The following is a 13,960-nucleotide window of genomic DNA, read 5'->3' as shown; positions in this document are numbered from 1 at the left end:
AGAAAAAAAGAGAAAAAATTTTATTTAGTGGTTACTCTAATTATATGCTTGGGAGTCTTGTTTTTTTTTAAATATTTTAATTTTTTAGGGACATCAATAAATGATGTTCTAATAACGTTAGGTTCAGATTCACAAATTCCATATTTAAAATTGTTATTGCCAGTAGGGATTTCATTCTATACTTTTCAAACTCTGAGTTACACTATTGATGTCTATAGGGGAGAAATTAATACCGAAAAGCACTTTGGTATTTATGCGTTGTATATCTCTTTTTTCCCGCAATTGGTTGCTGGGCCAATAGAAAGAAGTACGAGGCTGTTGCCACAATTTAGAGAAAATCATAAACTTTCATTTCAAAATTTTATAAAGGGCATCAAGTGGATTGTTTTGGGTTTTTTTATGAAGTTAGTTATAGCTGACAGATTATCATTGTATGTAGATTCTGTTTATAATAATGTTTATCAACATTCGGGCTTATCCTTTTTAATTGCAACAATTCTATTTGCTTTTCAAATATTTGGTGACTTTGCAGGTTATTCAAGTATAGCAATTGGAACTGCAAGGATTATGGGTTATGATCTTATGACAAATTTTAAACGCCCTTATTTTGCCACATCAATTGGTGATTTTTGGCATAGATGGCATATTTCTTTATCAACTTGGTTCAGAGACTACTTTTATATACCAATTGGTGGCAGTAGAGTAGGTATTTCTAGGTGGTATTTAAATTTATTTTTGACTTTTTTAATTAGCGGTCTTTGGCATGGAGCCAATTGGACTTTTGTAATATGGGGAGCATTACATGGTATTTATATAGTTATAGAAAATATTTTTAAGCTACAGGTTAAAAAATATCAAAAAATATCACTTTTCAATAGAATACTAAGAGCCCTAATCGTTTTTTTATTGGTAGATTTTGCTTGGATTTTTTTTAGAGCAAATAATGTAGCTGATGCGTTCTACATAGCAAAAAATATTTTTAGTTTTAGTGGAGAATTATTTAGTGATTATAAAATCTTTTTCTTTGGTATTATTGGGCTAGTTGTATTGTTTGTTAACGATCTGATTGTTGAAAGTAATACAGATTCTATAATAGAAAATTCAAAAATTAATTATAAAGTAGCCATATATTTTGCTTTTTTAGTCTGTTTAATATTATATACAGGTGTTTTTAATGGAGGTCAGTTCATATATTTTCAATTCTAATGATTAAATCTTATTTAAAATATATAATATTGTTTTTTGGGCTGGTCATTATTATTGACCTTGCCGTTGGAAAAGTTTATAAAAAAAAATTTAATAATATTAATTTTGGTGATTATAGTGTTATTAATAGAAGTTTAAAATCTAAATCTGATCTTTTAATTTTAGGTAGTTCAAGAGCAATGCATCATTACAACCCTAAAATATTTTCCGAAAATTTAAAAATGACAAGCTATAATGGAGGAGTTGGAGGTTATGGTATTTTCCTTAACTATGCCGTGTTAAGTGAAAGGATTAAAATAAAACCACCAAAAATAGTTATCTTAGATATATCACCCAATGTAATAGTTGATAAACAATCGTATTCAAAATTAAATTTATTATTACCTTATTATAATAAATACAATTCTTTTAAAGATATAGTTCATTTAAATCCTGATTTCTCTAAGCTAGAACTTATATCTAACTTGTATATTTATAATTCTACTATTTATGATTTTATAAGAAGCGATATTTTTTTAAATAAAAATATGAATTTTGGTTTTGAACCATTAGATGGGCAAATTGAAACAAGTAGTTTCGTTCCGTTTTTTTTAGGTAATGAAATAATTGATTCAAATAAAAATCAATTTTTAGATAAAATAATTAATCTCTGCAAGCATAATAATATTGAACTAATTGGAGTAATCTCTCCGACGTATTTAAAATTTGATTTACAAAATAAAATTATTAGTGAAGTTGAAAAAATTTTTAATAAAAATAATTTACCATTTTTTGATTATTCAAATTATTTAGAATTATACCAAAAGCCCGAATATTTTAGAGATCAACTTCATATGAATAATATTGGTGCCGAAATTTTTTCAAGGCATTTTTCAAAAAAAATTAAACATGGAATATAAAAAATTGAAAATAGCAACTGTGGTAGGAACGCGCCCGGAAATCATCCGTTTGAGTTCAACGATAAAACGTATAGATGATTTTTTAGAACAAATAATTATCCATACAGGGCAGAACTATGATTATGAATTGAATGAAATATTTTTTAAGGATCTTGGATTACGAAAACCAAATTATTTTTTAGAAGTCAATACTTCTAGTCTAGGCAGGGTTTTGGGTGAAACCCTAATGAAGAGTGAAGAAGTATTTAAAAAAGAAAAACCTGATGCTGTGCTAATTTTAGGTGATACTAATGCTAGTATAGTAGGTATTATTGCAAAACGGATGCGTATTCCAATATTTCACATGGAAGCAGGAAATCGAAGTTTTGATATGAATGTGCCTGAAGAGATAAATAGAAGAATTATTGACCACGTTGCTGACTTTAATTTAGTTTATACAGAACATGCCAGAAGACACTTGTTAAGTGAGGGTTTACCCCATAGAAGAATTTATCTAACAGGGTCACCAATGTTGGAGGTATTGAAAGAAAATGAAGAAAAAATTAATAATTCAGAAATTTTGGATAAACTTCAATTGAAAGAAAAACAGTATTTTATTGTTTCAACGCATAGAGAAGAAAATGTGGATAACAAAAATCATTTAAAGCAAATTCTTTCTGTTTTAAATACGTTGGCAAAAAGTTATGACATTCCTATTATTGTTTCGACCCATCCACGCACAAGAAAAAGATTAGAAGTATTAACAAATATTCAAATTGATAAAAAAATACAATTTTTAAAACCTTTTGGGTTTTATGATTACATAAAATTACAAAAAGAATCATTATGTGCCATATCTGATAGTGGAACAATTAGTGAAGAGTCTGCCATGTTATCTTTTCCTGCTATTAGTTTAAGACAAAGTATGGAAAGACCTGAAGCTCAAGATACTGGTACGATTATTTTAACAGGTTTTAATCCTGACGTTATCCTGAACTCTATTGAAACAGTTATCAAAGAACAACAAATAGGTAGTTACAAAGAAATACCTCAAGAATATCAGATTTTGAATACTTCTTGGAGAGTTTTAAAGTTAATAATGGGTAATGCAGGATTAAGCAATAGGTGGTGGGGTATAAATAAAAAAGACTAAATGAAAGTACTTTATATAGTTTCTTCGAATCTATATTATTTTGAGGGAGCCTATTCAAATAGAATGAGAGGACTTTTTGAAGGGATGATCAAAAGAAATATAGAGATCTACTTTTTAGTTACTGATGGCTATAAAGATTGGAAAGAATATGTTTTTCATAAAAAACAAAAATATCCAAAAGGGATTACTATTCAATACATTGGTTTTCCATATCAAATAAGAATTTTAAAAAAACTCAAATTCAATACTATTTTTAAGCGATTGATTATTAATAAACAAAAGACAATTCAAAAAAATACAAATTTTGATTATGGATGGACAACAATTGGGTTAAATCATGATGCACAATTAGAGTCTATATCTTTATTCAAAAGTCAAGGTTTAAAAATTATCCAGAATATGAGTGAGTTTCCAAGCCTCATGCTTAGTGATTTAGAATATAAGAAGTATCTAGATTTAATTTTACCTAAAATTGATATTATGTTTTTGATGACTAAAAGCCTAATGAAATTTTATGGTGAGCCATTGAATCATAGTGCAAAACTATATCATATTCCTATGACAGTGGATATTGATAGATTTAATAAATCAAAATCAATTAGTAATAATGATAATTTTGTCATTTCTTATGTGGGGTTGATGAGAAATAAAAAAGATGGCGTAGATATATTAATTAAAGCGTTTGCTATTGTTATTAATAAATTTCCAAATGTTCTATTAAAATTAATTGGTCCAAAAAAACCTGATCAGGATTATTTAAAACAAGTAGAATTTATTAAAAGCGAAAAATTAGATGACAAAGTAGAGTATTTAGGAAAAGTATCTAGGGAGAAAATTCCTGATCTATTAATAAATTCAGATTGTTTGGTATTAGCTAGACCAGATTCTATTCAGGCTCAATTTGGTTTTCCAACTAAATTAGGAGAATATTTGGCCACTGGTAATCCTGTCGTAGTTACTTCAGTTGGAGAGATTCCAGATTATCTTCAAGATAATATTAGTGCCTTTATTGCTAAACCAGGAAGTGTTGAAGACGTGGCATCAAAAATTTTAAGCATACTAACCGATAGAGAGAATGCGAAAATAGTTGGTGAAAGAGGATTTCAAATCGCGAATGAACATTTTAATGCTGAAATTCAATCAACCAAAATAGTTGCTATTTTAGAAGATAATTTAAATAATTAAGATAATGAATTTTTATAAAATAACTGGAAGCCTTTTTAAACGATTGCTTAAGTATTCTGTTTATCAAAAAAATAAACATCATTTTATATCTAGATCTAAAAAAATAGTTAAGGAGTGTAAATGTAAACCATTATCTCGTTCTCAAAAAAAACAAATTAAAGAATATTATGCCCGTTTTGGATTTAAAAACATTAACACAAGATGGCATCAATTCTATACCGATCTAAGGGGTGAATTTCATAAAGAATATATTCCTGTTGAATTATACACAAATGTTATTGAGCCTCAATTAAATATGCTCAGTGAGCCTGAAATTTTAACAGATAAAAATTTATTAGATAGACTCTTTAACGCAATTGAGCAGCCAGAAACAATAGTAAAAAATATAAATGGCATATTTTTAGATGAAAATAGAAATATTCTTGATTTTGACCAAGTCATAAATAAATGTTTGGAATATAAAAAATTAATTATTAAACCATCTTTAGATTCAGGTGGGGGAAAGAATATTATTGTATTTGAACTTAACGGCAAGCAATCAAATTATGAAAAACTGTCAATTGAAGAGTTGATTAGTTTATATGACAAGAATTTTATCATTCAAAAGTATTTTATTCAACATAAAACAATGAGTGATTTAAATAAAAGCTCTGTCAATACTTTAAGAATACAGTCACTGTTGATAGATTGTGAAGTGATGATACTTGCATCTTTTGTTCGGATTGGAGGTGAAGGAGCTGTTGTTGATAATTCATCACATCCCACTAGTGGTAAAAGTGTAATAGTTTGTAATGTTAAAGAAGATGGTACTTTAGATAAAGGATATAGAGGAGATGGTAAAATTGTGACAGAATCAAATACAAATATTAAATTAGAAAATTATCAAATACCAAACTATTCTAATATTAAAATTGCGGTTAAAAATTTGCACAAACAAATTCCCTACTTTAGAATTGTTTCATGGGACATTGCTATTAATGAGAAAGGAAGACCTGTTCTAATTGAGTTCAACGTTTCGGTTCAGGGGGTACATCATCAATTTGCAACTGGTACTCTTTTCGGTGAATATACTGATAAAATTTTAGCACAATGCACTGTAAATATGTTTTCCAATTAAAATATAATTTAAAAAATACACCATAAGCTAGTTTTTAAAATTCTTCTTCAATAATTTATTAATAAAATGTCCAAATTATTTAAATTTTACAATCACTTAGGCTTTTTCAATCCTTTCTTCATAAACTCAAAAGAGGGATTTAAAATAAATCATAATTTTTCTGAAACTCTTAAATCTAAAAACGATGGAATTGAAATTGATTATGTTGCCATAATTGAAATTTTAACAAAGGGTTATGCATTAGCTGATAGAACTATTATTAAGGGAATAAGCAAATCTCCTTGGATGGCAAAACCAAATCTAGACATAACAGAATGGGAATATTTTGATTCCCCTAAACATGATGAGAAGTTAATTGATATAAAGCAAGTTTCTCTTACATTTTTAGAATTGTTAAAAACTGAAATTCTTAATTATATTGGTAATAAGAAATCTATTGGAATTTTATTGACAGGAGGAATGGATAGTAGAATAATTGCAGGAGTATTGGATATCTTAATAAAAAATAAAGAATTAGTAGGAATAAAAGTCATAGCTTATACATGGGGAAATTTAAACAGTAGGGATGTTGTATACGCAGAAAGAATAGCTAAGTTATTTAATTGGGGTTGGAAACATATACCAGTTTCCTCAGAAGATTTATTAAATAATTTAAAAGAAACTGCCGTTAGAGGCTGTGAGTATTCTCCAACCCATCTTCATGCTATGCTTCAAATCAGAAAAGAGAAGGGAATAGATTGTATATTGGCAGGAAGTTTTGGTGATAGTATAGGTAGAGGGGAGTATTCAGGAAAGACATTATATTTCTTAAAAGATTTGAGGGACGGAATCAATAATAGACATGGAATTTTTAAATATAATATTATAAAAAATCATAAAAAAGAAATTAATCAAGATATTCTTCAATACTGGGAAAAGTTTCCTCAAAATACTAAGTATCAACAAATAGAACAGGATAACCAAATACATTATATGCGTAGGATGTTAAACCCTTGTTTATCAGTTATAAATGAAAAAATCCCTTTGTATCAGGTTTTTTCTGACCCAGAGGTATTTGGTTACATTTGGTCATTACACCCTAAGCTTAGAAATAATAACATATATATGGAATTATTAAGTCTCTTTAAAACAGATTTAACTCATATACCTTGGGCCAGAACAGGTTTGTTATTTGATGAAACTCAAGGAAGTCCTGACTCTTTTGATAAAATTCATCATTCATATTCAAAATACCTATATGAGGATTTAAATGAATATATCAAAACTTTAGTGTTGTCAAAAAATATTGAAGATTTAAATATTTTTAATATGAAAGCGTTAGAAGATATATTTAAGTATATGAAATCTTCCTGGTACTATAGAGATTCTAACTTAGAAGAAAAACTAATTTGGTTGGCATCATTGTCGTTATTCATTGACATGTATGCCATTGATATAAAAAAAACAGAATATAACACTTCACCTTTTAATAATATAATTAATTTTTTATTGCCTTTTAAATTGAAATTGCTAAATATTACAAAGAAAATGTATAGAAGTCCTTTTCACTTTTGAATTGATAAAATAGGTAATGTTTATTAAATAACAATAAAAATCATTAAATACTGAATAAAGTTTAATTAAAAAAATAAATGAAAATATTATATATTATTGAATCTTTAGCTTCCGGTGGAAAAGAAAGGAGGTTAGTGTCGTTGATTAAGGGTTTGCTTGAAAAGAAAAAAGTTGAAATAGAGTTAATCATTTTATCACAAGATGTTCATTATAAAGAAATTTATGATTTGGATCTTAAAATTCATTTTTTAAAAAGAAATTTAAAAAGGGATATTAAAATATTGCATAAGTTTAATAATATTTTAAAAACCTTTAAACCTGAAGTAGTTCATTGTTGGGATAATATCGCCGCTTTTCATTTTGGACCAATATGTAAATTAAAGAGAATCCCTTTTATAAATTCTATGATATCAACAGCACCGCCAGCTAATTTGGTAAAGCCATATTCAATGCGATATTTATTAACGGCAATTTCATACCCATTCAGTACCATAATATTATCAAATTCTAAGGCAGGTCTAGATTCTTTTAGAGTTCCTCAAAAAAAGGGAAGATATATTTACAACGGATTTAATTTTGACAGGTTAATTATAAAGTTAACCAAAGATGAAGTTCGTGAAAAATTCAATATTACTTCTGCCTACATTGTTGGTATGACTGCCGCTTTTCATGACAGAAAAGATTATATCACGTTTGTAGAGGCGGGTAATTTAATTCTGAAAAAAAGAAAAGATGTAACTTTTGTAGCTATTGGTGATGGACCCGATTTGGACAATATAAAAAAGCTTACAAATAATGAATTTAAAGATAATTTTAGATTTGTAGGTAGGCAAAAAGATGTGGAGTCAGTTGTAAATATTTTTGATATAGGATTGCTATTAACTAACGTTAATAGTCATGGTGAAGGAATATCAAATTCCATTATGGAATATATGGCTTTGTCAAAACCAGTTATTGCCACTATTGGAGGAGGTACTAATGAAATTGTAATAGATAATGAAACAGGTTTTTTAGTAAGCCAACGAAATAAAATTGAAGTAGTCAATAAAATAAATTATTTGTTAAAAAATCCAAAAGTTTCAAAACAAATGGGCGAAAATGGGAGTATGAGGATTGAAAACCATTTTACGATAGACGGTATGATTGAAAAAACTTTAGAGCTATATAAAAATAATGTCAAAGAAGAATAAAATTTATAAAAAATAAAAAAACAGATATATGGATGAAAATGATAACAATTTTATTTTTTGTAAGGATTTTGAAAGTATTGATAAAAAAGAATGGATTGCCTTATATGCAAATTCGTCCAATAGAAATGTTTTTCAAACGTCCGAAATGTATACATTTTGGAAAAAACAAGACAATTATAGTCCTATTGCCTTTGGTGTAAAATCAAAAAATAATGGATTAATAGCTATATTTACTGGTATTATACAAACAAATGGCAATAAAATCATGAAATTTTTCACTAAAAGAGCCATATTCTATGGTGGTCCTATAATTGACAAAAATGTTGATCAATCAGAAGTGTTTAATTTTTTATTACAAAACTTAAATAAAACCATTTCATCTATGGCAATTTACAGTGAAATAAGAAATTTCAGTGATTATTCAAATCTTAATGATGTTTACATTAATCATAAATACGAATATATTCCATATCAGAATTATAAGATAGATCTTACATCTGAAGATGATGTTTTTAAATTATTAAAATCTGAAAAAAGAAGACAAATCAGACGGAGTCAAAGAGAAGGAGTGGTAATTTCTTACGAAAACAGTTCTGAAAATATAATTGGTGTTTATAATGTAATTTATAAAATTTATAAAGAGAAAGTAAAGAAGCCCCTCCATAAATTAGCATTTTTCGAAAACCTTTGTAAGCAAAAATTTGCCAGTGTTGTAGCTTTGCAATATCAAAAAAAAATAATAGGTGGAGGTTTTTTTCTTATGGACGATAAATGTATATATGATTGGTATCGAGGTGGTTTAGATTATGATTTTAAGCATCAATATCCAAGCACCTTGGCTGCTTGGTCAGTTATAAAATACGGATTAGACAATAATCTGCAAACATTTGATTTTATGGGAGCTGGTATTAGAGGAGAAGATTATGGGGTAAGAGATTTTAAGTCTCAATTTGGTGGACAGCTAGTAGAAGATGGTAGATATTCTAAAGTTTTTAATTCACACTTATTTAAAATAGGGAAATTAGGCTTAAATATTCTAAAAAAATTAAATAATTAAAGTAGGTACATAATTGATGAAAGTTTTATTTATAGTTTACCATCCAGTAGATCCTTATATAGTCTTTGAGACTGCAAAAAAGATTGAAAATGAAGATGGCAAATGCCTTTTTGTTATCATTGAAAAGGAGGGAATAATCAAAAGAATAATTGATTCTTACGGTTTTAACAGCGTGGTAATAGGTAACAGTAGCGAATCGTTTATTGGCAAAATTTTAAATATTTTTACCTTAGTTATTCGAATTGTAAGGCAAATAAAAAAATTTAAACCAGATGTTATATTTTCTCCTGCAACTCCATATTCAAGTTTAGCCTGCAGATTTAATAAATTACCTTTAATATGTTGGGAAGATACAGAGACAGCTACCTTTAACTTTAAGTACTCACACAAAAGAATTGATTCTTTATTATTAATAGATTCCTTTTATAAAACACTTCCAGGTGATAATATTATTAAATTTAATGGTTATAAAGAACTGGCTTATTTACATCCTAATAATTTTAAACCTGATGTGCATATTTTAACTAAATTAGGTTTAAATGTTGAAGATAAGATCGTTCTAATGCGTTTTTCTGCATTGAATGCTATGCATGATATTGGGTTGAAATCCGAGGCAGATAATAATGATGTGAAAATTTTGAAATTTATAAAAAAAGCCGAACATGTTTACAACGCTAAAGTATTCATTTCCGTTACAGAACGTGATTTAGACAATAGATTTGATGCTTATAAATTGAAAATAGATCCTTCAAAATACGCACATTTATTGTCTTTTTGCTCATTATATATAGGTGAAGGAACAACCACCGCTTCAGAAGCTGGCGTACTTGGGGTTCCATGGATTGCTTTGAGGGATAAACCATTGGGCTATTTAATTGATCAAGAAGAAAAATACGAATTGGGAATTAGGACTGAGAATCTCGATTTGGCTTTAAATAAAGCCGAAGATATTTTACAAAACACTAATTCAAGATATGAATGGAGTTTAAAAAGGGGTAGACTTCTTAAAGACAAAATAGATGTCTCAGCGTTTATTACATGGTTTATAAAAAATTACCCTAAAAGTCATTCAATCATGAGGGAGAATCCTGACTTTCAAAATAAGTTCAAATAGTTATGAAAATTTATCATATCGGAGTTATTTCTTTTGAAACTAAAGAAACGAAAAGAGAATTAAAGGCAATTGGAGGTATTCAAGGGTATATAATTGAATTAATAAATTTCTCCTTGCAAAAAAAAATCTCTATTGGATTTGTTGGAAAAGTTTATAATTTCAGTAAAACTGAAGGGTTTGAATATTTAGAAATTTTAAAAAACGTTACAAGCACTAATAAATTTTTAATTATACTTTTTTTTAAATCTTTTTTTATAAAATTACCCAAACAAAGTATTATCCATGCACATAGACCGGACCATTTTGCCGCTTTTACATTTTTTAAAAACAAACCTTCCATAGTTACATTACATGGTCAAACTGCACGGATTATAAATGACAGAAAAGGCAAATTAATTCGGATTATTTATAATTTTCTTGAAAGATTTGCATTAAAAAAGGCCAACGCGATTCTGCCGGTAGATGAAATAACGAAAGCCTACTATTTAAAGTTATATCCTCAATTTAAGAATAAACTACATGTAATACCAACAGGAGTTAATAATGAAATATTTAAGCCTTTAGACAAACAAAAGGCACGAGAAAAGTTTGGTTTTTTAAAAACGGATAAAATAATTTTATATGTTGGTAGGTTAGAACCTCCCAAAAAAATTGAAGAAATAGTTAAATCATTAGAAATATTATTAAAAGAAAATTTAGAATATAAATTAATTTTTGTTGGAGACGGTATCTTGTTGAATGAAATAAAACAATTAACCACTCGTTTACAGTTAGATAGTTATATAACTTTTTTAGGAATAAGAAAAAGGAATGAACTGCCTGAAATTTTTAATTTAGCTGATGTTTCTGTTTTATACTCTAGAAATGAAGGAAGCCCTTTATCGGTAAAAGAATCGTTAGCTTGTGGTATTCCTGTGGTAGCAAATTGTGTAGGAGATATACCATTAGTTATAAAAAACGGGCACAATGGTTATTTAGTTGAAAATGACAGCATTGACGAGTTGGCTAAAAAATTAGAATTGGCAATTAAAAAATCAGCAAAACTAAAACAAAATTGCATTGATTCAATTCAGCATTATACAACGGAGAAGGTAAATCAAAAAGTGATTAATATATATAAAAAAATACTTAATGAAAAATAGTATCATTTATATAGCAGGATCGGATGGAAGTGGCAAAACCACTATTTTAAAAGAAGTAGAAGATAGAATTATTGCACAAGGACATAAAACAAGACATATTTGGCTACGTTCTCCAAAAATAATCTCAAAACCACTAATGGCTTATTGTAGGTTAGTTGGTTTAACAAAAAGATATACCACTGATGGTGTAAAATACAGTAAGCATGAATTTTATAGGTCTGCTTTTGTATCATGGATTTTCCCCATATTGCAAGTAATCGATTTTAAAATTAAATGGTACTTTGAAAAGCGAAAAATAAAGGATAATGAAATAATACTTTTTGACCGTTTTAGTCTTGATACGCTAGCGGATTTAATAGTAGATACTAGAAAAATGAATTTGCATAAAACATGGATAGGGAAGGAATTTGTTAAAGCTCTACCAGAAAGAACTAAAATGGTAATATTAAAAGTGGATGAAAATGTTATTAGAGAACGTAAAAAGGATACACTACATGATGAATTGCTAAAATATAAGGTCGATGTATATAATCTTTTAAGTAAAGATTTAAATATTAAAGTTATTGATAATAATAACGATTATAAAACCACACTTAAAGATACTTTTAAATTTATTTTAAATGAAGAAAATTAAAGAGATTATACTTAATAATAAATATTTAAGTTGGATGCTAATTTTTACCAATTGGATATTTCAAGGAATACCACTTGGAAGTAGAATAGAAAAAGTGTATAAAATCTCATTTACCGTGTTTTTTGGGTTAATATTTTTTGTTATGCTTTATTATATATTTAATATTTCCACAGTAGGTAGTTTAATTTTTGGGTTTTTAATTGCACATACAATTAACTGGTTTGTTAATTGTAATTTTTGTGTCATATTCACGCATAGAATAAAATGGTTTAAAATTCCTACTATAAGATTATTCGATCAGTTGTACGCTATTCAGGAGAGACTTGATAATAAAAATTGGATTCTATATTCAACATCCTCTGGTGGTATATGTAGAGGTACAATGGATGGAAACTCTGACATTGACGTTTCTTTAGTCATAAAACCAGGAATAAAAAATATTTTATCTGCAATACTATTTTTTGTAAAAGAAAAGAAAATCGCAGATTTTAATGGAGTTCCTTTAGATATTTTCATTTCTGAAACTCCTGAAGAGTCATTAAAAAGATCGAACAAACAAGAAAACCCTGTAGTACTATATGACCCTTACAATACCATTGACAACTATTATAAAGAAAAAATGACCATACGTGAGGCTCAAATACTCAATAACGCCATAGCTTAAGACTTGCATTATTTATGAAAAAGAAAGTATTATTTATATCTGAGTACCTGAATCCACCTTATGACGAGGGTATTAAAAAAACGGTTTATAATTTGTTTTTAGATTTAGATAAGAATTACGATTTAAAGGTAATTTGTCGCCATGGCTTTCAAAAAGACAATATACACATAGTGGAGACCAATGCACTTTACTATTCAAAAGAAGTGAAATCATCGATTAAAAATTTTAATCCTGATTCAATCATATATATACCTTTTCAATCTAGTACTTTTGCAACTTATTTGAGACTTAAAATGTTTTCATATTTAGCTAAAAAAGCGAAAGTAATACTTATAGCTTTGCAACCCAAACCTCTCAAATCATGGCAGAAATTTATTGTGAATTTTATTAAACCAAAAATGGCATTTACACCTTCTCCTGCACTACAAAATTATTGGAGCAGTATAAAGGTTAAGAATCAATTAATACCACTGCTTACTGACTTATCAATTTTTAGGCCTCTAAGTGAAAATAGAGAGACTTTACGTAAAAAATATAATTTACCATTGGAAGCCTTTATCATTTCGCATATGGGGCATCTAAATGAAGGCAGAAATTTAAAGACATTGATTCCTCTGCAAAATGAAGATAATCAAGTAGTTATTGTAAGCAGTAGCTCAACACCTACTGATGCTCTAGGAAAGGATTCTCTTAAGGATTATTTGGTAAAATCAGGGATTATTATTTTAGATAGGTACATAGAAAATATCGAAGAAATTTATCAATTGAGTGATTTATATATTTTTCCAGTGATGAAGAAGAATAGTTCAATAGGTATGCCACTATCTGTTCTAGAAGCTAGAGCTTGTGGAATTCCCGTTTTAACAACGAATTATGGAAGTCTTAGTCAATTTTTAGGAACAGATAACGATGGAATTAAATATTCAAATCCAGAAGATTTCATAGAGAATGTCAGAATAATAAAAAATAATTTGAATCCAAATTATAATGTATCTAAGGTTTCAGAATTAAATAGCACCTTTTATAATATAATTCATAATGAGATTAATCTTTAAATATTTTAGAT

General features: G+C 27.8%; 13 protein-coding genes. All 13 read left to right on the top strand.

The features are described 5' to 3' along the window. Positions 1-150 precede the first annotated feature (150 nt). The 13 genes from UMM65_RS02495 (at position 151) to UMM65_RS02435 (ending at position 13,949) form a co-directional block, all read left to right on the top strand. Positions 151-1,206 (top strand): MBOAT family O-acyltransferase, encoded by a 1,056-nt coding sequence (locus UMM65_RS02495; protein ID WP_321974888.1) that lies wholly within the window; start codon positions 151-153, stop codon positions 1,204-1,206. Next, positions 1,206-2,105 carry an SGNH/GDSL hydrolase family protein gene (locus UMM65_RS02490; RefSeq protein WP_321974887.1) on the top strand — a complete coding sequence of 300 codons (900 nt, stop codon included), beginning with the start codon at positions 1,206-1,208 and terminating at the stop codon, positions 2,103-2,105. Before UMM65_RS02495 ends, UMM65_RS02490 begins: the two co-directional genes overlap by 1 nt. Next, positions 2,095-3,237: a non-hydrolyzing UDP-N-acetylglucosamine 2-epimerase gene (wecB, locus tag UMM65_RS02485; protein WP_321974886.1), complete on the top strand. Its 1,143-nt coding sequence runs from the start codon at positions 2,095-2,097 to the stop codon at positions 3,235-3,237. Before UMM65_RS02490 ends, wecB begins: the two co-directional genes overlap by 11 nt. Next, positions 3,238-4,422, top strand: a complete 1,185-nt coding sequence (locus tag UMM65_RS02480; RefSeq protein ID WP_321974885.1) for a glycosyltransferase family 4 protein — start codon at positions 3,238-3,240, stop codon at positions 4,420-4,422. Positions 4,423-4,426: 4 nt separating this feature from the next. Next, positions 4,427-5,539 (top strand): sugar-transfer associated ATP-grasp domain-containing protein, encoded by a 1,113-nt coding sequence (locus UMM65_RS02475; protein ID WP_321974884.1) that lies wholly within the window; start codon positions 4,427-4,429, stop codon positions 5,537-5,539. A gap of 66 nt (positions 5,540-5,605) precedes the next feature. Beyond that, the gene (locus UMM65_RS02470) at positions 5,606-7,093 is read left to right on the top strand and encodes an asparagine synthase-related protein (protein WP_321974883.1); all 1,488 of its coding nucleotides are present in this window, start codon (positions 5,606-5,608) and stop codon (positions 7,091-7,093) included. 77 nt (positions 7,094-7,170) lie between these two features. Beyond that, positions 7,171-8,283 (top strand): glycosyltransferase, encoded by a 1,113-nt coding sequence (locus UMM65_RS02465; protein WP_321974882.1) that lies wholly within the window; start codon positions 7,171-7,173, stop codon positions 8,281-8,283. Positions 8,284-8,311: 28 nt separating this feature from the next. After that, the gene (locus tag UMM65_RS02460) at positions 8,312-9,340 is read left to right on the top strand and encodes a lipid II:glycine glycyltransferase FemX (protein ID WP_321974881.1); all 1,029 of its coding nucleotides are present in this window, start codon (positions 8,312-8,314) and stop codon (positions 9,338-9,340) included. A gap of 16 nt (positions 9,341-9,356) precedes the next feature. Beyond that, the gene (locus UMM65_RS02455; protein ID WP_321974880.1) at positions 9,357-10,454 is read left to right on the top strand and encodes a DUF354 domain-containing protein; all 1,098 of its coding nucleotides are present in this window, start codon (positions 9,357-9,359) and stop codon (positions 10,452-10,454) included. A gap of 2 nt (positions 10,455-10,456) precedes the next feature. Continuing rightward, positions 10,457-11,596 carry a glycosyltransferase family 4 protein gene (locus UMM65_RS02450; RefSeq protein ID WP_321974879.1) on the top strand — a complete coding sequence of 380 codons (1,140 nt, stop codon included), beginning with the start codon at positions 10,457-10,459 and terminating at the stop codon, positions 11,594-11,596. Beyond that, positions 11,586-12,230 carry a hypothetical protein gene (locus UMM65_RS02445; protein WP_321974878.1) on the top strand — a complete coding sequence of 215 codons (645 nt, stop codon included), beginning with the start codon at positions 11,586-11,588 and terminating at the stop codon, positions 12,228-12,230. Before UMM65_RS02450 ends, UMM65_RS02445 begins: the two co-directional genes overlap by 11 nt. Then, positions 12,217-12,894 carry a hypothetical protein gene (locus tag UMM65_RS02440; RefSeq protein WP_321974877.1) on the top strand — a complete coding sequence of 226 codons (678 nt, stop codon included), beginning with the start codon at positions 12,217-12,219 and terminating at the stop codon, positions 12,892-12,894. Before UMM65_RS02445 ends, UMM65_RS02440 begins: the two co-directional genes overlap by 14 nt. 14 nt (positions 12,895-12,908) lie before the next feature. Continuing rightward, positions 12,909-13,949: a glycosyltransferase family 4 protein gene (locus UMM65_RS02435; protein WP_321974876.1), complete on the top strand. Its 1,041-nt coding sequence runs from the start codon at positions 12,909-12,911 to the stop codon at positions 13,947-13,949. Positions 13,950-13,960 lie beyond the last annotated feature (11 nt).

This window comes from Aureibaculum koreense (assembly GCF_034296135.1).
GTDB lineage: Bacteria > Bacteroidota > Bacteroidia > Flavobacteriales > Flavobacteriaceae > Aureibaculum.
The sequence above is the reverse complement of the archived record's forward strand: the minus strand, read 5'-3'. Positions and strand labels throughout refer to the sequence as shown.

Bases quoted from the DNA above. Each gene is read 5' to 3' on its own strand.
- UMM65_RS02490 (WP_321974887.1), top strand. From the start codon at position 1,206: ATGATTAAATCTTATTTAAAATATATAATATTGTTTTTTGGGCTGGTC.
- wecB (WP_321974886.1), top strand. From the start codon at position 2,095: ATGGAATATAAAAAATTGAAAATAGCAACTGTGGTAGGAACGCGCCCG.
- UMM65_RS02480 (WP_321974885.1), top strand. From the start codon at position 3,238: ATGAAAGTACTTTATATAGTTTCTTCGAATCTATATTATTTTGAGGGA.
- UMM65_RS02475 (WP_321974884.1), top strand. From the start codon at position 4,427: ATGAATTTTTATAAAATAACTGGAAGCCTTTTTAAACGATTGCTTAAG.
- UMM65_RS02470 (WP_321974883.1), top strand. From the start codon at position 5,606: ATGTCCAAATTATTTAAATTTTACAATCACTTAGGCTTTTTCAATCCT.
- UMM65_RS02465 (WP_321974882.1), top strand. From the start codon at position 7,171: ATGAAAATATTATATATTATTGAATCTTTAGCTTCCGGTGGAAAAGAA.
- UMM65_RS02460 (WP_321974881.1), top strand. From the start codon at position 8,312: ATGGATGAAAATGATAACAATTTTATTTTTTGTAAGGATTTTGAAAGT.
- UMM65_RS02455 (WP_321974880.1), top strand. From the start codon at position 9,357: ATGAAAGTTTTATTTATAGTTTACCATCCAGTAGATCCTTATATAGTC.
- UMM65_RS02450 (WP_321974879.1), top strand. From the start codon at position 10,457: ATGAAAATTTATCATATCGGAGTTATTTCTTTTGAAACTAAAGAAACG.
- UMM65_RS02445 (WP_321974878.1), top strand. From the start codon at position 11,586: ATGAAAAATAGTATCATTTATATAGCAGGATCGGATGGAAGTGGCAAA.
- UMM65_RS02440 (WP_321974877.1), top strand. From the start codon at position 12,217: ATGAAGAAAATTAAAGAGATTATACTTAATAATAAATATTTAAGTTGG.
- UMM65_RS02435 (WP_321974876.1), top strand. From the start codon at position 12,909: ATGAAAAAGAAAGTATTATTTATATCTGAGTACCTGAATCCACCTTAT.